The organism is Micromonospora sp. NPDC049044 (assembly GCF_040649215.1).
GTDB lineage: Bacteria > Actinomycetota > Actinomycetes > Mycobacteriales > Micromonosporaceae > Micromonospora.
In genome coordinates, this window is sequence record NZ_JBEZFA010000047.1 from 35,570 (window position 1) to 56,921 (window position 21,352).

General features: G+C 69.9%; 15 protein-coding genes. 8 read left to right on the top strand and 7 right to left on the bottom strand.

The window, feature by feature from the left end; all coding sequences use genetic code 11:
- Positions 1–9: 9 nt before the first annotated feature.
- A complete protein-coding gene (locus AB0B85_RS29180) occupies positions 10–945 on the bottom strand; it encodes a DUF2332 domain-containing protein (RefSeq protein ID WP_357412203.1) in 936 nt (311 codons plus the stop codon).
- A gap of 139 nt (positions 946–1,084) precedes the next feature.
- On the opposite strand from AB0B85_RS29180, the gene AB0B85_RS29185 reads away from it, so the two are divergent.
- The 3 genes from AB0B85_RS29185 (at position 1,085) to AB0B85_RS29195 (ending at position 7,886) form a co-directional block, all read left to right on the top strand.
- Positions 1,085–2,197, top strand: coding sequence for an FAD-dependent monooxygenase (locus AB0B85_RS29185; RefSeq protein ID WP_357412205.1), 1,113 nt, complete (start codon positions 1,085–1,087; stop codon positions 2,195–2,197).
- Between the two features lie 225 nt (positions 2,198–2,422).
- Positions 2,423–6,832, top strand: a complete 4,410-nt coding sequence (locus AB0B85_RS29190; RefSeq protein ID WP_357412207.1) for an ATP-binding protein — start codon at positions 2,423–2,425, stop codon at positions 6,830–6,832.
- A gap of 1 nt (position 6,833) precedes the next feature.
- On the top strand, positions 6,834–7,886 hold the full coding sequence (locus AB0B85_RS29195) for an ATP-binding protein (RefSeq protein ID WP_357412209.1): 1,053 nt from the start codon (positions 6,834–6,836) through the stop codon (positions 7,884–7,886).
- Between the two features lie 6 nt (positions 7,887–7,892).
- Here the strand turns inward: AB0B85_RS29195 and AB0B85_RS29200 are convergent, their stop codons facing one another.
- Positions 7,893–8,885, bottom strand: a complete 993-nt coding sequence (locus tag AB0B85_RS29200) for a caspase family protein (RefSeq protein WP_357412211.1) — start codon at positions 8,883–8,885, stop codon at positions 7,893–7,895.
- Entirely contained in the window at positions 8,882–9,214 is a 333-nt protein-coding gene (locus tag AB0B85_RS29205) for a hypothetical protein (protein ID WP_357412213.1), read from the bottom strand. The genes AB0B85_RS29200 and AB0B85_RS29205 overlap by 4 nt, the downstream gene beginning before the upstream one ends.
- 155 nt (positions 9,215–9,369) lie before the next feature.
- Here AB0B85_RS29205 and AB0B85_RS29210 point away from each other — a divergent pair, with 155 nt between their 5' ends.
- The 3 genes from AB0B85_RS29210 (at position 9,370) to AB0B85_RS29220 (ending at position 11,202) form a co-directional block, all read left to right on the top strand.
- Complete coding sequence (locus AB0B85_RS29210; RefSeq protein ID WP_357412215.1) at positions 9,370–9,744, top strand: hypothetical protein; 375 nt, start codon at positions 9,370–9,372, stop codon at positions 9,742–9,744.
- Positions 9,741–10,052, top strand: a complete 312-nt coding sequence (locus AB0B85_RS29215) for an NIPSNAP family protein (protein WP_357412217.1) — start codon at positions 9,741–9,743, stop codon at positions 10,050–10,052. The genes AB0B85_RS29210 and AB0B85_RS29215 overlap by 4 nt, the downstream gene beginning before the upstream one ends.
- A gap of 250 nt (positions 10,053–10,302) precedes the next feature.
- Positions 10,303–11,202 (top strand): bifunctional 5,10-methylenetetrahydrofolate dehydrogenase/5,10-methenyltetrahydrofolate cyclohydrolase, encoded by a 900-nt coding sequence (locus AB0B85_RS29220; protein ID WP_357412219.1) that lies wholly within the window; start codon positions 10,303–10,305, stop codon positions 11,200–11,202.
- 305 nt (positions 11,203–11,507) lie between these two features.
- Here AB0B85_RS29220 and AB0B85_RS29225 read toward each other — a convergent pair whose 3' ends face one another.
- Complete coding sequence (locus tag AB0B85_RS29225) at positions 11,508–14,411, bottom strand: vitamin B12-dependent ribonucleotide reductase (RefSeq protein ID WP_357412221.1); 2,904 nt, start codon at positions 14,409–14,411, stop codon at positions 11,508–11,510.
- Positions 14,412–14,446: 35 nt separating this feature from the next.
- Positions 14,447–14,947, bottom strand: coding sequence for a transcriptional regulator NrdR (gene nrdR / locus AB0B85_RS29230; RefSeq protein ID WP_210858234.1), 501 nt, complete (start codon positions 14,945–14,947; stop codon positions 14,447–14,449).
- Between the two features lie 539 nt (positions 14,948–15,486).
- Here nrdR and lexA point away from each other — a divergent pair.
- Positions 15,487–16,272 carry a transcriptional repressor LexA gene (lexA, locus tag AB0B85_RS29235; RefSeq protein WP_357412224.1) on the top strand — a complete coding sequence of 262 codons (786 nt, stop codon included), beginning with the start codon at positions 15,487–15,489 and terminating at the stop codon, positions 16,270–16,272.
- A gap of 154 nt (positions 16,273–16,426) precedes the next feature.
- Here lexA and AB0B85_RS29240 read toward each other — a convergent pair whose 3' ends face one another.
- Positions 16,427–18,214: a hypothetical protein gene (locus tag AB0B85_RS29240; protein ID WP_357412226.1), complete on the bottom strand. Its 1,788-nt coding sequence runs from the start codon at positions 18,212–18,214 to the stop codon at positions 16,427–16,429.
- A gap of 50 nt (positions 18,215–18,264) precedes the next feature.
- Positions 18,265–19,719 (bottom strand): GTPase HflX, encoded by a 1,455-nt coding sequence (hflX, locus tag AB0B85_RS29245; RefSeq protein ID WP_357412228.1) that lies wholly within the window; start codon positions 19,717–19,719, stop codon positions 18,265–18,267.
- Between the two features lie 183 nt (positions 19,720–19,902).
- Between hflX and AB0B85_RS29250 the strand changes: the two genes are divergently transcribed.
- On the top strand, positions 19,903–21,352 hold a 1,450-nt coding region (locus AB0B85_RS29250), incomplete at its 3' end, for an NAD-dependent malic enzyme (RefSeq protein ID WP_357412230.1).

Below are 21,352 nucleotides of genomic sequence, written 5' to 3' on the forward strand. Positions count from 1 at the left end.
CATGGGCCGTCAGGCGAACCAGCTCATCGCCTGACCGTGGCCCCGGGTCCAGGCCAGCGGCCTACCGTCGAGCGCGAGGACGTTGTGCAGCGCGTCGCTCGGCGGGTCGGGCAACCCGCCGTACCCCAGCACCTCCGGTGCCTCGTTCGCGATCCAGTGCCCCGGCAGCTCACCGACCAGGCGGACGAACGCCTCCCGGCGCGGCGGCGGCACCTGGTAGAGCACTGAGGTGTGGAAGACCACAAGCGTCGCGTCGGCCGGCGCACGGGCGGCCAACGCCGGCAGGTCGTCCACCAGATCGCCACGGACCAGCAGCGGAGGGTCCGCGGCGGCGACCGCCGCCGCCGCGCGTAGCCGGGACCGCCGGTGCGCGTGCTCCGGCCAGATCAGGGCGTCCAACCAGGACACGTCGCCGGGGTCGGTCACGTCGAGCGGGTTGAGGTCCAGGCCAGCCCGCCACACCACCCGGGGTACGCGGTCCGGCGGCACCAACCCGTCGGCCGCGCACTCCAGGACCGGCTCGCCGGAGCCGACCTCATGTTCGCCGTAGCGGTACGCGTACCGGTCGGGGTAGAGGCAGAGCCCGGCGGACGCGCCGACCTCCAGCAGGGCGAGGGGCTGCGGCAGCGCGGCGAGCACCGGCAGCAGGACGGCACACCGGCCGCTCTCGTTGGTCTGGGTGGCCCGGGTGCGTAGCTCGGCCTCGACGGCCGGCCAGTGCGTCACCGCGAAGTCGTGGAACGCGGCCGGGTCGTCGACCGGGCCGCCGAGCCACCGCACGACGCCGAACAGCAGATTCGGCTGCCGCTTGCCGGGCGGGAGGGTGTCGAGCAGGGCGAGCAGGGCGTCGTCCCGGGCGATGGCCGCCGACAGCCGCTCGTAGGTGGGCGACACACCGCGCGCCTCGCGGCTGCCGAACTCGGCGTACTCCTCAGCGGTCGTCATGCCCCTCATCGTCGCAGCCCATACCTCGGCAATTCAGCCCCCGCAGCCGTGCGCTGACTCACCCGCCTTCTAGAGTGCTGCGGCGGCCGAATCGTTGAGTAGCAGCTCAACCGGCCTGGGCGACGGGGAGGAACGGGTCGTGCGGGGTAACAATGTCCGGGTACTTGTCGTCGGTGGGGGCGTCGCCGGGCTGGCGACGGTGGCCGCGCTGCGGCACTGGGGCGCGACGATCGACGTGGTCGAGCGGGCGCCCGGGCCAACCGACTCCGGCACCGGCATCTACCTCACCGGAAACGCGACGCGCATGCTCGACGTACTCGATCTGTGGGAGCCGGTCGCGGACGGCGCCGTGGAGATCACCCGCCAGCGCAGCGCCAACCAGGGCGGACGCCGCCTCTTCGACATCGACGTGGCCGCGCTGTGGCGGGGCGTCGGGCCGTGCGTGTCGCTGCCCCGGGCACACCTGCACCGGGCGATGCTCGCCGGTGTCGGGGACACCCCGATCCGCTGGGGTCGCCAGCCGGTCGCGCTGGCCCAGGAGGGTAACCTGGTCGCCGTCGAGTTCGACGACAACAGCACCGGACGGTACGACCTGGTGATCGGCGCGGACGGGGTGAACTCGACGGTCCGCCGGCTCGCCTTCGGCGGTCAGGCGGCCCGTAGCCTCGGCCAGTACGCGTACCGCTGGATCGCCCCCCGGATCGACGCCGAGCCGTTCTGGTCGGTGCAGTTGGGGCGCGGTCGGCAGTTCCTCACGATCCCGATCACCGCCGAGCAGACGTACTGCTACTACAACGACGGCCCGGTGGCCGACCGGCCCGGCTGGCGCGAGGAACTGGCTGCGACGTTCACCGAGCCGGCGACCATCATGCTCAAGGCTCTGGACCACGACGCCAGTACCCTGCACGCCGGGCCGAACCAGGAGGTCGTGCTCGACTCCTGGTCCCGAAGGCGGACGCTGCTGATCGGTGACGCCGCCCACGCCACCTCGCCGAACATGGCCCAGGGCGCGGCGATGGCCCTGGAGGACGCCGTCGTACTCGCGTCGTCGTTGGCCACCGCCGGGTCCGTTGCCGAAGCCCTGCGCGGGTACGAGGCGCGGCGACGCCCGCGTACCGACTGGGTGCTCAGCCAGACCCACCGCCGCGACAAGGCCACCGGGCTCCCGCCCGCGCTCCGCGATCTGGTGATGCGCCGCCTGGGCGAGCGGATGTTCCGCTCGAACTACGGGCCCCTGTTCGCCCAGCCCTGAACCAGCCCGCGCGAGAGGTGGGCGCGCTCACCGTGCCGACTGCTGTCGTCTCTTCACACGAACTCTTGGCAAGTGCTGCGGTAGCTGGCGGATCGGTGACTGTTTCCCGACTGAGCAGAGGAGCCGGGCCACTTCGAAGTGTCCACAGTCGGCGCTAGTGTAGTGATGCCCTCTCCTTGAGGGAACGAATAGGCCTTGATCTATCAAGTTGGACGAAGTGGGCGTATGGACGTCGAACTGATTCAGTCGGTGGCCCGCGTCGGTGACAGCGTGGAGATCCGGCTGGTCACAGGCGACCGTTTCGAAGGTGTACTCGAGGAGTTGGCACTCGATCGGCTCAAGCTGCGCCAGGCCGATGGAGTTCCGGTGGCTGTCGCGCTCTCCACGATCGTGGTGACCCTCCCGAAGCCCCGCGCGACGATGCCTCCCGCTGCCCAACCACCGTCCGCGCCGATCCCTGCGCCGATGCCCGAGGCCGTTCCCGTTCCCGTTCCTGAGGCCGCGCCCGTTCCCGTTCCTGAGGCCGCGCCCGTTCCCGTTCCTGAGGCCGCGCCCATTCCCGAGCCCGCGCCCGAGCCCGCGCCCACTCCTGCGCCCGCGCCCGCGGCCGCGCCGACCGTCACGCAGTCGCCGCCGGTGGCGGTGGCGGTGGCGGTGGCGGACGAGAAACTGCCGGCGCCCGAGGAGAAGACGCCCGAGGAGAAGGCACTCGCGCTCGAGGCGGTGGCCGAGCTCTCCGTCATCCCGGTTGATCTCGACATCTACGTGCTGCCGGCGTATCGCCGCAACCTCGAACAGATTCGCAACTCCTACAACTACGCCCAGAAGGTCAACGAGCTCACCCCGCAGTTCCGTCGGGTCAACCAACTCCACTCGCGGACGCTCGAACTGTGGAACGCCGATCAGCAGAATCCGGAGCTGACCCGCGTCGTCGGGGCGTTCGCGCTGCTGCGCGGGGACACCGAATCGGCTCACGCGCACCTGGCCGCGGCGGCGCAGGACGGAGACATCGCCGCGCTCCGCCTGCTGGCGGTGACCGCGGCCCAGCTGGAAGATCCGCAAACCGCCGAATGGGCCCTGCTCAACTTCTTCGGCAAGTCGGCACCGACAGACGACAAGCCCGCCTGGCACGCGCTGCTCGAGCTGCTCGATGCCTATGGCCACCGGGGCCGGCTGGCTCAGCTGATGGACGGCGGCGGGCACGACGATGCCGCACTCGCCGCGGTGCAGGCTGCCCTCGGTGGAAACTCCCCCGCGGACGAACCGACACCCCGCCCTGCGGGTGCGACTCCGCGTGCTGTCGTCCGACGCAAGCCGGTGGTACAGCCGCCACCTCCTCCGCCGCGCCGCGCGCAGCTGCCGCGTTCGGTGCAACCGCCCCGGTTCGACGGGCCTTACCAGCGGGCCAAGTACCTCGAACACCGCCTGAAGGATCTGGTCGGCGCGAAGGACGCCTTTCGGGAAGCCATCCGGCGCAACGATCGGCGCGACAGCGCGGTCAAGGACCTCGCCTGGCTGACCAAACGCACGGAAGGGCCGGACGCCGCGCTCAAGGTCATTGAGGAGGAGTGGCCGAATATAGTCGCGCCCGGCGACGCGCTGGACAACATCATGATCGACTTCCTGACCAGCGCCAAGCGGTATCCGGAGGCACTCGAGGCACTCGACCGGCAGTACCGCCGCACCGACCTGACGAGCAGCAAACGGTTCCACCTCTGCCACCAGATCGCCTACGCGAAGCTGGCGGCGGGTCAGGACTCCACAAAGGAGTGGGAGTACCTGCTCGAGCAGTCCCCGGAGAACGCGGTCTCCCAGCGCGGCCTCGCGTTGGCCCTGATCCAGCGCGGCAAGCCCGACGACCTGACCCGCGCCGAGGACCTGGTCAGCGAGCACACCGACGACCGAGCCGTCGAGATCCGCTCGCAGATCGAGGCACTGCGGCAGGGCGGCGAGGCCGGCCTCTCGTCGACACAGTGGATCGAGCAACTGCTGGGCGCCCCGATGTCGGTCGACTCCGCATCACCGCTTGTCACCTTTGTGATGAGCAACTGGGCCGAGCTCGCCCACCGGGCGCGCGAGCAAGCCGAGCGGCAGAAGCGCCCACTCACGATCCGCGACCTCAACCCCATCGCCGAGATGGCCCGTCAGATGAGCGGCAAGCAGCCCTCTGACAGCGCGCGCGGCTACATCTCGGCTGCCGCCCTGGCTCGCGACCTGGGCGAGCCGGAGGCTCAGCGCTACCTGTGCCTGGGGCTCACCACGCTTGCCGACATCGTGCTCGACAAGCAGGAGAACCAGTCGGCCCGCGACCTGTACTGCGCCGCCATGGCAACCGCCGACGAGCGCGACGACAACGACGCCGAACGCGACCTGCGCTCGGCCCTGATCGGATACCTGCGCTCACTCAGCGGCCGCCGGGCGGCCCCGACCCGGCGGCGCGATCGCGACGAATCGGCGCCGCTCTCCGACCAGGTGGCGCGCGTGCTCAGGGAGGAGTGGCGGCGACACGGCGACAAGGTCTTCGGGCTGATCCCACCGCTGATCGCCGACACCAGTCTGGCCCGCAGCAACGTACTCGAGGCGATCGACTCCCGCGCCGACCTGCTCCAGGCGTCGGCAGCCTTCCTCAACGAGGACCCCGGCAGCCGCATCCCCAGCGACTCCCATTACGTGCGGCAGGCCTGGCAGAACGCCGGCGACAGGTGGAGCCGGAGCATGCGCCGTCTCCTGCAGAGCCTCGCCGAGCTCAAGCACCTGACCATCTCGGAGGACGACCTGGCCTCGGGCCTGGCCCGGTTGCAGGACCACATCGAGGATGCGCCGGAGTCGCTGCACGAGGCACTCGGGCACATCAACGAGGCTCTGGTGGAGCTCCGCCGGTTCGCCAACGAGCGCTCGTTCGAGGAGCGGGAGAACAGCCTTCGACAGGCCGCCAACATCGTGCGGACGCTGCGTGGCGACATCGAGTACGGCCCGACGACACTCGCTGTCGAACTCGTCGAACCCGTCGCGTTGCGGATCAGCGAGCTGGTCAAGGACAAGCAGGCCGAGCTACTCGCCACCCAGCCGCCGCAGCCGGGGCTCGCGCTCGCGCTCGACAAGAGCAGCGCCGGGCAGAACGGCGTCGTCACCGTACAGATCAAGGTCACCAACGCACCCGGCATGGCACCGATCGAGTCTCCGCAGCTCACCATCGAGGCCGAGCGGGACCTGTTCACCGTGAACAACGAGGTGATCCAGCTACCAACCGCGGTGCGTGGCGGCAGCAGCCGCATCGAAGCGGTCAAGCTGCGGGTCACGGAGGCCGGAGTCCGCGCCGGGGCGTTCTCGTTGCCGGTCCAACTGCACTACCGCAGCCGGTCCAGTGACCAGACCATGGTCTTCACAGCGAGCCTGGCGGTGCGACTGGCTCGGGCAACCGAGTTCGAGAACATCCCCAACCCGTTCCAGGACGGCGCGACCGGTCGCCCAGTCGTGAAGAAGGAGATGTTCTACGGCCGGGACGATCTGATCGACAGCGTCCGCGCCCGCTTCCGGGAGGCCAACTCACCGGGCGTCGGCGTGGCTATCTTCGGGCAGAAGCGCGCCGGCAAGTCCTCCATCCGGCTACACCTCACCCAGCGCTTGGCGGAGACGGACGGGTTCACCGTGGTCGACGTCGGCAACATCGGCGACCTGTCCCCCGAACCGGGCGACGTCACCAGCACCCGGCTGCTCGCCCTGCTCATGTGGCGGATCCTCGAGGGCGCATCGACGGCAATCGAGCGTCGTCCCGGCACCATACCGTTGATCCCCGAGGGGATGGACCGCGACAAGTTCCTGACCAGCCCCGAACCGATCTACGACCTGACCCGGCTCATCGAGCGGCACCGGGCCGCATCCAGCGCGGCCGAACCCCCGCTGGTGGTGATCATCGACGAGTTCCAGTACATCGACCAGTGGATCCGGCTGAGGCTGCTCTCGCCCTCCTTCCTCCAGGCCTTCAAGGCGCTTATCGAGCGCCGGCTCTTCCACCTGGTCATCGTCGGGCAGGCCGCGCTCAGCCGACTGATGGAGACGGACCCGAACGTGTTCCAGGTGTTCTCGAGCGAACGGGTCTCCTACCTCGCCGAGGCGGACGCCCGGAAGCTCATCGAGGAGCCGATCTCCATCAAGGGCGAACCGCCGACCACCCGCTACAAGGAACACGCCGTCGATCAGATTCTCGAGCTGACCGGCGGCAGCGCCTTCTACATCCAGCGGTTCTGCTCGCAGCTGGTGGAGTACATGAACGCCGAGAGGTCTCCGCTGGTGACCGAGGCCGACGTCGAAGCCGTCCGCGATCAGTTCCTCAACACGCTTGAGGCGCGCGACTTCGACAACCTCGAGTCACCCGGCTACCTCGACGACGACGCCCCCACGAGTGAGCAGTACCGTCAGGTCCTCCTGGCGGTGGCTCGCGCATCCCGCAACCAGCACGCGTCCATGCAGGCGGTCCGGGAGCAGTACCGCGACGGACCACGCCTTGAGTACCTGCTGAACGACCTGGTCCTGCGCGATGTGGTGCGGCGGCACGCCGGGGCGTACTACATCGTGGTCCGGTTGTACCAGGACTGGCTGCTGAAGTACTTCGGCACCACCGCCGGGGCAGTCTGAGATGAGCGTGCCCGTGAACCCGTACCGCAACGTCGGCCGAGTGGCGACGGGCGACGAGTTCATCGGGCGTCACGACCTGGTGCGGCACGTGCAGAGCGCCTGGGTCCACCCGGGGAGGCCGACGAACGTCCGCGTCATGGGTCACCATCGCACCGGCAAGACGAGCCTGGCCATGCACGCGCTGGCCACGTCACCGGTGGAGAGGACCGACATGGTCACCGTGGTGCTCAACGTGGGTAGTCACGCCAGCGGCGACGACCTGTTCCGCAGCATGACGAAGGAAGTGCTTCGCGAGATGCGCGCTCGGGACAACGCCGAGCCGCACGGCAAGCTCGTCGACATCGACGCCGCCGTACAGGCGGCCGAAGCGTGGTACGACATCGTCCAGTCGGTCCGCGACTTCTTCTGCACGGCCGCTGACCAGGACCAGTACACCTTCGTGGTTCTCGACGACTTCGACAGGGCTGCGACGGTCTTCACCCAACTCGCCGAGTTCCAACTGCTGCGTGAGCTGGCGAGCGAGCCCCGCTTTCCGCTAGGCCTCATGACCATGTCGCGCCGCCCGATCGAGAGCATCGAGATCGACGCGGCCGGCGGCTCGATTCTGGGCGGCGTGCTGACGACCACCCGCTACGTCGTCATGTTCAACGACGAGGAGGTCGATCTCACCCTGGCGCGGGCGGCCGCCGCCGGCGTCGGACTCGCCGCCGTGCGCGACGACATCCTCGACAAGTGCGGACGCCATCCGTTCCTGCTGCAATTGCTGGCCAATGGTCTTGTCGAGTTGCATCAGGAGACCGGCCGGGTCGATGTGGACGCCGCCCATGAGTTGGTCGCGCCCGAGTTCGACAGTTATTTCCGGCAACTCGCGACGAGCGTCGCGATGGACATGGGCGAGAAGGGCACCGCGGCGCTGCGCCGCCTGGCCGGCAACGTCTACCACGAAAAGTTGGCGCCAGAACTGATGCGGTTGCGGCTGATGGGCGTGCTCGCCGACGACGGTCAACTGTTCTCGGCGGCCTTCGCCCGCTACGTGCGGGCCTCCCACACCTGAGCGGCCCTACTTCTGACGCGCGCGCTCCACGGCGGCGGCCTCCTCGTACCGGCCTGTCCGGCGCAGTTGCAGCACGAGCCAGTCGAGCGCCCGGTCCTCGCCCAACTCCGCCGCCTGGCGGCCCAACTGGTGGACCTCGTCGTAGCGCGACTGCCGCACGAGCAACAGCATGCGCTCCATGGCGTCGGACGCAGCGAAGGGCGGAGGGCTGCCGGGACCGTCCTCGACGACGCCCGGACGGTCGCCCGGCTTCGGACGGACGAACCCCGCGTTGCGCACCCACGGGATGTCGGCGCCCGTGCCGCCGGCGTTGAGCTCGGGCAACGGCCGGCTGACGGCTTTGAGGTCGGCGTGCAGCTGCCGATACAGCGCCATCGTGGTGAGAAGCTCCGGCTCGCCGGCGATGCCGTCCGCGAGGATCCGCAGTAGGGCGCCGGTGAAGGCGGTGTGTTTCTCGCCCGGCGGCGCCAATGCTGTGCGATTGGCCGCGGAGGCGGTCAGCACCGCACTGCCCCTGATCACGGTGGCCGCCGCGACGTTCTCACCCATCGCACCGCGAGTCGCCAGGCCGCTCCAGCAGCAGTCGAGGATGACGAGCTTGCGGGGCGCCGTGGAGAGCAGAAACTCCCTCCGTACGTGTTCGAACTGGAGGGCGAGGTGAGTGCCGGCCGGCTCGTAGACATCTCTTAGCGCGAGGTAGAGCTGGCCGCCCACGAGCGGGTCGGTGAGTCCGTGCCCGGCATAGTAGAAGATGAGCGCCTCTGCTGCGTCGGCCCGCGCAGCCCGCAGTGCGTCGATCACCGCGTCGGCCCGATGAGGTTCCTTCAGCGCGGTAATGCGCGACTCCGGTATCCCCCACACCCCGGGGTCCCGCAGTCGAGCCGCCAGATCGTCGACGTTGTCGCGCACCGTCGGGAGCTGCCGATCCGCCGGCATCGCTGGATAGGCGGACACGCCGACGATCACGACGCGTGATCGGAGCGGATCGGCGAGGGTCATGAAGACCGCTCGCGGACCGCCTCCAGCTTCCGCACGACCTCGGCCGGTTCGCCCTCGACCACCACCACCAGGTCGGCGGTGCCCACCTCGACGCGGGGCGCGGCACCGGTGGCCCGCCCGCGACCGTCGCGGTACGTCAGGATCGAGACGACCAGGCTGGTAAGCGCGATCGTGTTGGGAACGACGAGGTTCAGCACGTCGTACCCGGTGCCCATCGCGCCGGCCGGCGTCGGCGGCGTTACCGCCACCTCGGGGATCTCGGCGTCCTCGCTCAACCAGCGGTAGAGGTCCGACCCGAGATCCCCGTCCACACGAATGCTCAGATTCACGGTCTCCACGCTACAGAACCGCGCCGCTGTCCGGTGTGGACCTCGGGTGGCCATTCGACAAGAGTCCGCCGCGAAGGCGTGTTCGGTGGGCCGGCCAGAGCCGATCTCCGATGTCGGTGATGGCGGGGATGGATCGGAAGTGAGAGCACGGCCCGGTGGCCGACCGGCCCGGCTGGCGCGACGAACTGGCCGCGACGTTCACCGAGCCGGCGACCATCATGCTCAAGGCTCTGGACCACGACGCCAGCACCCTGCACACCGGGCCGAACCAGGAGGTCGTGCTCGACTCCTGGGCCCGAGGGCCGGTACTGCTGATCGGTGACGCTCCGCGACCTGGTGATGCGCCGCCTGGGCGAGCGGATGTTCCGCTCGAACTACGGGCCCCTGTTCGCCCGGCCCTGACCGGGTTGCCATCCGCCATGATCGACACGAGGTCGCCGACATGGGGTATCCGAGCTGCCGAACAGCCCCACCTCGCCGACCTGGTGTCGACCATGGAGCCCGGCACCGGTCGTAGGGTGGGGTCATGATCACGTGCGTCGTGCACTACACCATCGAACCCGCGCAGATCGCCGCGTTCGAAGACTTCGCCCGAGCATGGATGCGGCTGGTGGCCGAGCACGGCGGGGTGCACCACGGCTACTTCCTGCCCGCCGAGGGTGCCAGCGACAAGGCCGAGGCGCTGTTCAGCTTCGAGAGCCTGGCAGCGTACGAGCGTTACCGCGCACGGTTCGGCACCGACCCGGAGTTCGTCGCGGCCGACCGCATCCGCGACGAGTCGGGTTGTGTCGTGCGATACGAGCGGACGTTCATGCGCCCCCTCCTGCCGACCGACTGAGCCCTCGCGGTGTCGTTCCTGCCCGCCCTGTCGGGGCACCAATCCCGAGAAGCGATATACCGACTGACAGCAGCATCCCCCAGCGCGGGTCCGCCCGGCACTGACGACGACGCTGCCGCCCCAACTGGGCAGCAGCCCTGGTGATGGGGCATCATCGAAGCACCGGCGACTGGCGGCACGGGGATGGTCGAACCATCGGGGAGCCTCTCGCGGGCGTCGACCGCCTGGGCGCCTGCGTCGAGGAACCGTCATGACCACGACCAGCGAATTCGCAGAACACCACACCCCATCGGGTACGGCCCGACTCCTGCCGGGCGCACCCGTCGCCGAAGCCGTCCTGGCCGAGACCGCCGCCGCGGCCACCCGCCTGCGCGACCGCGGGATCACACCGAGCCTCGCCACCATCCTCGTCGGCGACGACGACGCCAGCGCCGGCTACATCGCCATCAAGCAGCGTCAGGCCGCCGCGCTCGGGTTCGCCTCCCCGCACGTGCATCTGCCCGCCACCGCCACCCAGGCCGAGCTGCACCAGGCCATCGCCCGATTCAACACCGACCCGGCCGTGCACGGACTCCTCGTGCAGTACCCGGTGCCCGGGCAGCTGGACTACGACGCGGCGCTGCAGACGATCGACCCGGACAAGGACGTCGACGGGATGCACCCGCTCAACATGGGGCGTCTCGCCGTCGGCCTGCCCGGCCCACTGCCCTGCACCCCCGCCGGCATCGAGGCCCTCCTGGCGCACTACGAGATCCCGGTCGCCGGTCGTGAGGTCGTCATCCTCGGCCGCGGCGCCACACTGGGCCGCCCTCTGGCGATGATGCTCGCCCAGAAGCGCCCGACCGCCAACGCCGCCGTCACCGTCGTCCACACCGGTGTGCCCGACTGGGCCCGCTACACCCGCCGCGCCGACATCCTCGTCGCCGCCGCCGGCGTACCCCGGATCGTGCAGCCCGAGCACGTCAAGCCCGGCGCGGTCGTCATCGGCGCGGGCGTCCGCTACGAGGGGCGGCGCCTGCTGCCGGACGTGGACGAAGCGTGCACCGAGGTCGCGGGCGCCATCACGCCCCGGGTCGGCGGTGTCGGCCCGACCACCGTCGCGATGCTGTTCCGCAACGCCGTACGCGCCGCCGAGCGCGCCAGCCAGTAGTCCGGTCGCCAAGATCACTTGATGCTGAGTAGCTGTGGGCGATCCGGGCTGACTACTCAGCATCAAGTGATCGAGGCGGCTTCGCCAGTCGGTACCAGCCAGAGGTCATCGCCCGCTCGCTGCATGATCGACTCGGGGTCGCATGAAGCCGGGGTATCCGGACGAGATTGATACGCCGGTTTCCCGGAAGTCGAGTCGATCACGCGGCGAGCGGGCAGGCCCATCGACACGCCACGAGCAGAAACGCCGCGAGCGCGGCAGGTGATCCCTGCCGCGCTCGCGGGTGGTGCGGTGATTCGCGTACGTCAGCTGCAGCCGCTGGTGGAGCCGCAGCCCTCGCAGACGTAGCAGCTGCCGGCGGGGCGCATCTTCGTACCGCAGGTGAAGCAGAGCGGCGCGTCGGCGGCCTTGCCGATCACGGCCTCCAGCAGCTCGGTGCTGGAACCCACGCTCGGCGCCGGCTTGGCGGCGGCCACGTCGGCCATCTCCTGGGCCGGCTGGGCGACGGCCTCGGTCTTCGCCGGGGCCTCCACCGGTGCCGAGGAGGCCATCGCGGTGAGCTCGGCGCCGGTGACGGCGGCGGCTTCCGCGTCGGCCTCGGCCCGCAGCTGGGCGGCCCGCTCGCTGGCGGTGAAGATGCCCAGCTCGGCGCGGCGCTCGTAGGGCAGGAAGTCCAGCGCCAGGCGACGGAAGATGTAGTCCATCACCGAGGCGGCCATCCGCACATCCGGGTCGTCGGTCATGCCGGCCGGCTCGAAGCGCATGTTCGTGAACTTGCTGACGAACGTCTCCAGCGGCACGCCGTACTGCAGGCCGATGCTGATGGCCACCGAGAAGGCGTCCATCACGCCGGCCAGGGTCGAGCCCTGCTTGGACATCTTCAGGAAGACCTCGCCGAGGCCGTCGTCCGGGTAGGACGACGCGGTCAGGTAGCCCTCGGCACCGCCGACGGAGAAGCTGACCGTCTCGGACGGGCGCTTCTTCGGCAGGCGCTTACGCACCGGCCGGTACTCGATGACCTTCTCCACCGCGGCCGGCGCGGCTGCCGTGTCGACGGCGGCCGGCTCGGTGGCCTTGTTGTTCTTCGCGACCGAGAGCGGCTGGCCGACCTTGCAGTTGTCCCGGTAGATCGCCAGCGCCTTGAGGCCGAGCTTCCAGCCCTCGAAGTAGATCTTCTCGACGTCCTCGACGGTGGCCGCCTCCGGCATGTTGACCGTCTTGGAGATGGCGCCGGAGACGAACGGCTGGATGGCAGCCATCATCCGCACGTGACCCATCGGGGCGATCGTCCGCTCCCCCATCGCGCAGTCGAAGACCGGGTAGTGCTCCGGCTTGAGGCCGGGGGCGTCCACCACGTGGCCGTGGTCGGCGATGTGCTCGACGATCGCCTCGACCTGCTCCTCGGGGTAGCCGAGGCTGCGCAGGGCACGCGGCACCGTCTGGTTGACGATCTGCATCGAGCCGCCGCCGACCAGCTTCTTGAACTTGACAAGCGCCAGGTCCGGCTCCACGCCGGTCGTGTCGCAGTCCATCATGAAGCCGATGGTGCCGGTCGGGGCGAGGACGCTGGCCTGCGCGTTGCGCCAACCGAACTTGTCGCCGATCTTGTTGCCCAGGGTCCACTGCCTGGTCGCCTCGCGGACGATCGCGGTAGCCACCGGGCTGGTCGGCTTGATCTCGTCGTTGGCGGCGGCGTGCTTGCGCATGACCCGCTTGTGCGGCTCGGAGTTGCGGGCGTAACCGTCGTACGGGCCGACGACGCCGGCCAGCTCGGCCGAGCGGCGGTACGCGGTGCCGGTCATCAGCGACGTGATCGATGCGGCGACCGAGCGGCCCTGGTCCGAGTCGTACGGCAGGCCGGTGGCCATCAGCAGGGCGCCCAGGTTGGCGTAGCCGATGCCGAGCTGCCGGTAGGCGCGGGAGGTCTCACCGATCTTCTCGGTCGGGAAGTCCGCGAAGCAGATCGAGATGTCCATCGCGGTGATCACGAACTCGACGGACTTGACGAACTTCTCCACCTCGAAGCCACCGTCGGCGCGGAGGAACTTCATCAGGTTGAGCGAGGCCAGGTTGCACGAGGAGTTGTCCAGGTGCAGGTACTCCGAGCACGGGTTCGACGCGGTGATCCGCCCGGTCTCCGGGCAGGTGTGCCAGTCGTTGATGGTGTCGTCGTACTGCAGACCCGGGTCGGCGCACTCCCAGGCGGCCTGGGAGATGGTGCGGAACAGCTTCTTGGCGTCGACGGTGTCGATCACGGAGCCGTCCAGGCGGCCACGCAGGTCGAAGCCCTTGCCGTTCTCCACGGCGGCCATGAACTCGTCGGACACCCGGACCGAGTTGTTGGCGTTCTGGTACTGCACGCTGACGATGTCGGAGCCACCGAGGTCCATGTCGAACCCGGCGTCGCGCAGCGCGCGGATCTTGTCCTCCTCGCGCGCCTTGGTGACCACGAACTCCTCGATGTCCGGGTGGTCCACGTCGATGATGACCATCTTGGCCGCCCGGCGGGTCGCGCCGCCGGACTTGATGGTGCCGGCGGAGGCGTCCGCGCCACGCATGAAGCTGACCGGGCCGGAGGCGGTGCCACCGGAGGAGAGCAGCTCCTTCGACGAGCGGATCCGCGACAGGTTGACGCCGGAGCCGGAGCCGCCCTTGAAGATCAGCCCCTCCTCCTTGTACCAGTCGAGGATGGAGTCCATCGAGTCGTCGACGGCCAGGATGAAGCAGGCGCTCACCTGCTGCGGCGACGGCGTGCCGACGTTGAACCACACCGGCGAGTTGAAGCTGAACACCTGGTGCAGCAGCATCCAGGTCAGCTCGTGGGCGAAGATCTCGGCGTCCGCCGGGCTGGCGAAGTAGCCGTACTCCTCACCAGCGGTGCGGTAGGTGGTGACCACCCGGTCGATCAGCTGCTTGAGCGACCACTCCCGCTCCGGGGTCCCCACCGCGCCCCGGAAGTACTTCGTGGTCACGATGTTCGCCGCGTTGACGCTCCACGACTCCGGGAACTCGACCCCGCGCTGCTCGAAGTTGATCGAGCCGTCCCGCCAGTTCGTCATCACGACGTCGCGACGCTCCCACGCGACCTCGTCGTACGGGTGGACCCCCTCGGTCGTCCACACCCGCTCGATCTTCAGCCCCGCGCCTGCCTTGTTCCGTGAACGGCTAGTTGTCACGCCGTCGCCCCCCTCGTCTGCGCGGTCACCCACCGCGCGTCCCAATCTCTCGAAAAAACAGTGAAGTCTCAGCTGGTACGGCCGGCGGCCTCGACCGCGTCGGCCCGGCCCTGCTCCCGGGCTCGCGCCGCGGCCCGCAACGTCTCGATCTCGCGCTCGAAGTCGGCGAGCGAGTCGAAGGAGCGGTAGACGCTGGCGAACCGCAGGTAGGCGATCTCGTCCAGGTCGCGCAGCGGACCCAGGATCGCCAGGCCCACCTCGTGGCTGGGGATCTCGGCGGCCCCCTTGGCCCGGACCGTCTCCTCGACCCGCTGCGCGAGCAGCGCGAGCGAGTCGTCGTCGACCGGCCGACCCTGGCACGCCTTGCGCACCCCGCCGATGATCTTCGTGCGACTGAACGGCTCGGTCACCCCGCTGCGCTTGACGACCGCGAGGACCGCCTCCTCGACTGTGGTGAACCGCTTGCCGCACTCCGGGCAGGACCGCCGCCGTCGGATGAGCTGGCCGTCGTCGGCCTCCCGCGAGTCGACCACCCGGGAGTCAGCGTGCCGGCAGTACGGACACCGCATCGCGGACCTCCTAATCGTGATCAACCACGTCGTACCGGGCACACCCGGGCACGGCTCACCGCGACGGTGCCACGCACTCGTGGCGCCCGCCGTGATGTGACCTTACGGGAGTGCGGTCGGTAGTCGGACCCAACCTGTGGGCAACTTACGCCCGTGTCACTACTACATCTAGGGGTTGACCGTATGTCGCCGGGGAAGCCGGGTCAAGTTGACCGGCGTGTCCGGCGCGTCACGGACCAGTCAGCCCTCCACCTCGCCGACCCGTCCGAAAACCCCAACGTCGGGACCCCTCCCGGGTTACCGACCAGCCGGCCGCAAGTAGCCCGAAAACGGCCGAGGATCGAACACCAGTACTACCCGACGTACCATTTATCAGAACATCCGTACGACAGGAGCGGTTTTTCACCCCGACACGCCGGTGAGAGGTCGTACAGATGTTTGAAAATGACTGATCTCACCTATACGGTCATGAACAACGTGGCACCACCGCACGCACCACGAGCCGACGAGGCACCCAGCGCCGACCAGGGAGGACGGACGTGACCGAGGACCGGGCCAGCCGGCCGAAGAGCCCGCAGCAGATCACCGAGGCGGGCCCCCCGGCCATCCGACGCCGCAGCGCCGCGCGCAGCCGGACGGGGCAGCCCGCCGTACGCCCGGTCACCCCGGTCGTCAGCGCCTTCCCTGATCCGGCGACTGTCGACCTGACCGCCCGGCAGCGTCGCATCCTGGAGTTCATCCGCAACTGGGTGGAGCGGCACGGATACCCGCCAAGCGTCCGGGAGATCGGCGAGGCGGTCGGCCTGGTGTCGCCGTCAAGCGTCGCCTACCAGCTCAAGGAGCTGGAAAAGAAGGGTTTCCTGCGCCGCGACCCCAACCGGCCGCGCGCGGTCGACGTGCGCGCCCCCAGCGAGGCCATCGACGACGAGTTGTCCCGGGCACAGCGACCGACCCCGGCGTACGTGCCGATGCTCGGTCGGATCGCCGCCGGTGGGCCGATCCTCGCCGAGCAGGCCGTGGAGGACATCTTCCCGCTCCCCCGTGAGTTGGTGGGCGAGGGTGAGGTCTTCATGCTCCAGGTCAAGGGCGACTCGATGCTCGACGCGGCGATCTGCGACGGCGACTGGGTGGTCGTCCGGCAGCAGCCGACCGCCGACTCGGGCGAGATCGTCGCCGCCATGCTCGACGGCGAGGCTACGGTCAAGACCTACCGGCGGCGCGACGGGCACGTCTGGCTGATGCCACAAAACCCGGCCTTCGACCCGATCCCCGGCGACGATGCCACCATCATGGGCCGGGTCGTCGCGGTGCTGCGCCGCATCTGACCGATCGGCGGGTGAGTGCCACTGGCCCTCACCCGCTCCGGCTCACCCGCGAGCCTGCGTCGTCTCTCAGCGGCGGGCCCGCCTCGGCTCACCGCAGGGCGGCTTCGGCTCTCAGCGGGCCCGCCTCGGCTCACCGTAGGCGGACGAGCGTTGGTCAGTAACGATCGCCCCGGTGGCCACGACCGCCCCCGGGATACTGCCCGTACGGGTCGACAGGCGCGTCGTCGTCACGGCGGCGGCCGGGCCGCTGGCCCCGGGGGTCGGGCTCCTGCCCACCGCGTCGGGGCGGTTCCGCGCGCCCGGTGCCGGGTGGGCCGCCGTCACCGCCGTACACGCCACTGCCCGGGCGACCGCCGGCGACCGGTGGAACACCGCCGGCACCCTGCGGACGGCCACCGCCCCCGCCCGCACCCTGCGGACGACCACCACCCACCGGCGGACGAGCACCACCCTGGGGGCGACCACCACCGGCCGGCGGACGAGCGCCGCCACCCACCGGAGGACGACCGCCGGCCGCCGGAGGACGAGCACCACCCGCCGGGGGACGAGCACCGCCGTACACACCAGCGGCGCCGCCGTCCGGTCGTGCCGCTCCGTAGCCACCGTCGGTCGCCGCCGGTCGGCCACCGCCGTACACGGCGCCTCCTGCCGGAGTCGGACCACCGCGGCCCGGACCACCGCTGTACGCGCCGGCCGGCGGGCCGCCACCGTAGACCCCGCCCTTACGGTCGCCGAGCGCTGGGGAACCATCGACGGCACGGCCCGCGCCGGGGTTGAACGACTCGCCGCCCGGGTCCGACGTCCCCGCCGCGTCGGCGGCCGGTAGCCGTCGGCGGGCTCGGACGATACCGAAGATGCCGGCAGCGACAAGCAGCAGGCCGATCAACCCGACCGCACCGACCAGATAGGTGATGTCGTCGAAGTCCAGCCCGGCGGTCCAGGAGGTCGAGGCCGCCGGCTTGGCGCCCTCCGCCCCCGCCGCGACCGGCACCGCCGTCGAGGTGGACGGCGAATAGCTGAGAATGTCGAGGGGCTCGTCATCGCTGAACCGGAACGCGTCGGAGACGGTCAGGAACGACTTGCCGTCCGCGGAATAGCTGATGGCCTCGCCGAACGGGTCCGCCAGCGCCGTCACCCGGGGCTTGTTCGTGGTGAGCGCGCCGACGATGTCACCGCCGCTGACGTCGTACTCGAAGGCGTCCGCGTAGGTGCGCAGGACCACCCGGGAGCCGTCCGGCGAGCGGGCCGCTCCCGTGATGGCGATCCGGCCGAACGTGTTGAGCGGATTTTCCGTCTGGGTCTTCGGCAGCGTGATCTCGCCGGCCTTGCGCATCGGTACCGCCTCGGCGTCGCCGTTGCGCAGGGCTGCCGTCGGCGTGTAGATCTCGGCCTTACCGCTGGTGACCTTCGTGATGATCAGCGGCTTGCCGTCGTCGCCCATGAGCAACGCCTCGGCGTCGTGCGGCTTACCCTCCGGATAGGAGATCCGGTGCTGCGTCGGCTGCCTCCCACCGGTGACCGGCATCGACCAGAGCGCGACGCGGGTGCGGCGCTCCTTCGCGTCGACGTTGTCACCGGTGTCGGCGATCCACAGGGTGGTGCCGTCCTTGGAGAGGGCGAGATCCTCGGTGTCGACCGGGCCCTGCCCCGGGTACTGGACCGGGTCCTTCGAGATCTTGCACTTGGTGTCGAGGAAGAAGACCCGCTTGCGTGCCGTGACCTCAGTGCTGTCGTTGACGACGATGTAACCGCTCTTGGTCGCGACCAGGCCGGACAGCTCCCGCAGGCGCTCGTCGGTGATCGTGCACCGCTTCTGGCCGGCGGTGGCGGCGGGCGGCTCGGACGACCCGGGGGCGGGAGCCGCCGCGGCGACTCCGGCGAGCGCCACGGTTGCCCCGAGCAGGCCGAGGGCAACCGTGACCGAGGAAACATCGCGGCGCATTCGGCCAGTGTCGCATGCCACGCGTTTCCGGCGGATAACACCGTGGCCGCTCAGGCGCGGCTGCCGGCCGCCTGCCCCTGTCGCTCGACGTCGAACGGCGCCAACTCCGCGGCGAGGTCCGCGGCGACGCGGACGTGCAGCAGGGTGCCCTCCGGCAGGTGCGCCGTGCTGAGCACCTCACCCGTGCGATGCACCCGGGCAACGAGGTCACCGCGGTCGTACGGCAGCACTGCCCGGACCTCCACGGCCGGTCGCGGCAGCCGCTCCTCGATCGCCGCGCGCAGCCCGTCGATGCCGCGCCCGGAGTGCGCGGAGACGAAGATCGCGTCCGGCCAGAGCCGCTTGAGCCGCAGCAGCGTGTCCTCGTCGGCCGCGTCGGTCTTGTTGACCACCAGCAGCTCGGGGAGCCGGTCCGCGCCCACCTCGGCGAGCACCTCGTGCACCGCCCGGACCTGCTCCTCCGGATCCGGGTGGGTGCCGTCGACGACGTGCACCACCAGATCCGCCTCCGCGACCTCCTCGAGCGTCGAACGGAACGCCTCGACGATCTGGTGCGGCAGGTGCCTGACGAAACCGACGGTGTCGGAGAGGGTGTAGAGCCGGCCGTCCGCGGCGGTCGCCTTGCGGGTGGTCGGGTCCAGAGTCGCGAACAGCGCGTTTTCCACAAGCACGCCCGCCCCGGTCAACCGGTTGAGCAGGCTGGACTTGCCGGCGTTCGTGTAGCCGGCGATAGCCACGGCGGGCACCGAGTTGCGGCTGCGTCGGGCGCGCTTGGTGACGCGTACCGTGCGCATGCTCTTGATCTCGCGGCGCAGCCGGGAGATGCGGTGCCGGATCCGCCGCCTGTCGGTCTCCAGCTTGGTCTCACCGGGACCACGCACACCCACACCGCCGCCGGCGCCACCGCCCCGGCCGGAACCACCGGTCTGCCGGGAGAGCGTCTCACCCCAACCACGCAGCCGGGGCAGCAGGTATTCGAGCTGGGCCAGCTCGACCTGCGCCTTACCTTCCTTGCTCTTGGCGTGCTGGGCGAAGATGTCGAGGATCAGCGCGGTCCGGTCGACGACCTTGACCTTGGTGCGCTGCTCCAGGTTGCGCAGCTGCGACGGGGACAACTCACCGTCACAGATGACAGTGTCGGCGCCGCTGGAGAGCACCACCGCGCCGAGGTCGTCGACCTTGCCTCGGCCGATGTACGTGGCCGGGTCGGGCCGGCTGCGGCGCTGGATGAGCCCTTCGAGCACCTGCGACCCGGCGGTCTCGGCAAGCGCGGCGAGCTCGGTGAGCGAATTTTCCGCGTCGGCTGCCGTGCCCTCGGTCCAGACGCCCACCAGGACGACCCGCTCCAGCCGCAGCTGGCGGTATTCCACCTCGGTGACGTCGGTGAGCTCGGTTGACAGGCCCGGGACGCGTCGGAGGGACTGCCGCTCCGACAGATCCATCTCGCCGGTGGTGACGTCGTCGAACTCGTCCTCGACGGGGACGAAGCTCTCCTGGTCTCGCAAGCGGTTCTCCTGTCCGTTTTGATAAGTGGAACGTAATCCTGACATGACACAACGCCGAACGCACCTGCTATATGCCCATGCTCAGGGGCATCAAAAGTGGGGGCGAATGCTGGTCGGCTGCGACAACCCGGTAGAAATGCGGGCGGCGGCCGATCGGCCGCACAGCCGTTACGGAGGGATCCCGTGGCCATCACCCGACTGCCGAGCGCCGGATTTTCGATCACCATCCGGATCGCCGTGACCGCGGACGCGTCCTCGATCGGCCGGCTCACCACATCCGTCGGCGAGGCCGGCGCGATCGTCACGGCGCTGGACGTGGTGGACTCCGACCCGACGAACGTGATCGTCGACCTGACCTGCGACACCGCCGACGCCGGCCACGCCGACCAGGTGGTCGACGCGCTCACCGCGCTGGACGGCGTGGACGTGCGGAAGGTGTCGGACCGGACGTTCCTCCTGCACCTGGGCGGCAAGATCGAGGTGACGTCGAAGGTCGCGCTGCGCAACCGCGACGAGCTGTCCCGGGCGTACACCCCGGGGGTGGCCCGGGTCTGCATGGCCATCGCCGAGAACCCGGCGGACGCCCGGCGGCTGACGATCAAGCGCAACACCGTCGCGGTGGTCAGCGACGGCTCCGCGGTGCTGGGCCTGGGCAACCTGGGCCCGGCCGCCTCGCTGCCGGTGATGGAGGGCAAGGCCGCGCTGTTCAAGCGCTTCGGCGGCGTGGACGCCTGGCCGGTGGTGCTGGACACCCAGGACACCGACGAGATCGTGCAGATCGTCAAGGCGATCGCGCCGGCGTACGGCGGGATCAACCTGGAGGACATCGCCGCGCCGCGCTGCTTCGAGATCGAGGCCCGGCTGCGCGAGGCGCTTGACATCCCGGTGTTCCACGACGACCAGCATGGCACCGCGATCTGCGTGCTCGCCGCGCTCACCAACGCGCTGCGGGTGGTCGGCAAGCAGCTGGAGGACGTCCGGGTGGTCGTCTCCGGCGCCGGCGCGGCCGGCACCGCGATCATGAAGCTGCTGCTGCGCCAGGGCGTCGGCGACATCATCGCGTACGACCGGGAGGGTGCCCTGCACCGTGGGCTGACCGGGCTCAACTCGGCGTGGCAGTGGCTGGCGGAGAACACCAACAAGGAGAACTACTCGGGTGACCTGCCGGGTGCGATCCGGGGTGCCGACGTGTTCATCGGGGTGAGCGCGCCGAACCTGCTCGCCGGCGACGACATCGCCCAGATGGCCAAGGACTCGATCGTCTTCGCGCTCGCCAACCCGGACCCGGAGGTCGACCCGCGGGAGGCGCGTAAGCACGCCGCGGTGGTCGCCACCGGCCGCTCGGACCAGCCGAACCAGATCAACAACGTGCTCGCCTTCCCCGGGGTGTTCCGGGGCATGCTGGACGCGCACGCCGAGGAGTTCACCGAGGAGATGGCGATCGCGGCCGCCCGGGCCATCGCCGACGTGGTGGGCGAAGACAAGATCAACCCGACGGTGATCGTGCCGAGCGTGTTCGACTCCCGGGTCGCCCCGGCGGTCGCCGCCGCGCTCTACCTGCAACAGGCGATCGATCCGTTGAACCGGCTGTTGCAGTGGACGGAGCAGGCGCAGCGCGGTTTCGCGTCGTACG

Coding starts and splice junctions, on each gene's coding strand:
- AB0B85_RS29180 (WP_357412203.1), bottom strand. CDS start 945: ATGACGACCGCTGAGGAGTACGCCGAGTTCGGCAGCCGCGAGGCGCGC.
- AB0B85_RS29190 (WP_357412207.1), top strand. CDS start 2,423: ATGGACGTCGAACTGATTCAGTCGGTGGCCCGCGTCGGTGACAGCGTG.
- AB0B85_RS29195 (WP_357412209.1), top strand. CDS start 6,834: ATGAGCGTGCCCGTGAACCCGTACCGCAACGTCGGCCGAGTGGCGACG.
- AB0B85_RS29200 (WP_357412211.1), bottom strand. CDS start 8,885: ATGACCCTCGCCGATCCGCTCCGATCACGCGTCGTGATCGTCGGCGTG.
- AB0B85_RS29215 (WP_357412217.1), top strand. CDS start 9,741: ATGATCACGTGCGTCGTGCACTACACCATCGAACCCGCGCAGATCGCC.
- AB0B85_RS29220 (WP_357412219.1), top strand. CDS start 10,303: ATGACCACGACCAGCGAATTCGCAGAACACCACACCCCATCGGGTACG.
- nrdR (WP_210858234.1), bottom strand. CDS start 14,947: ATGCGGTGTCCGTACTGCCGGCACGCTGACTCCCGGGTGGTCGACTCG.
- AB0B85_RS29240 (WP_357412226.1), bottom strand. CDS start 18,214: ATGCGCCGCGATGTTTCCTCGGTCACGGTTGCCCTCGGCCTGCTCGGG.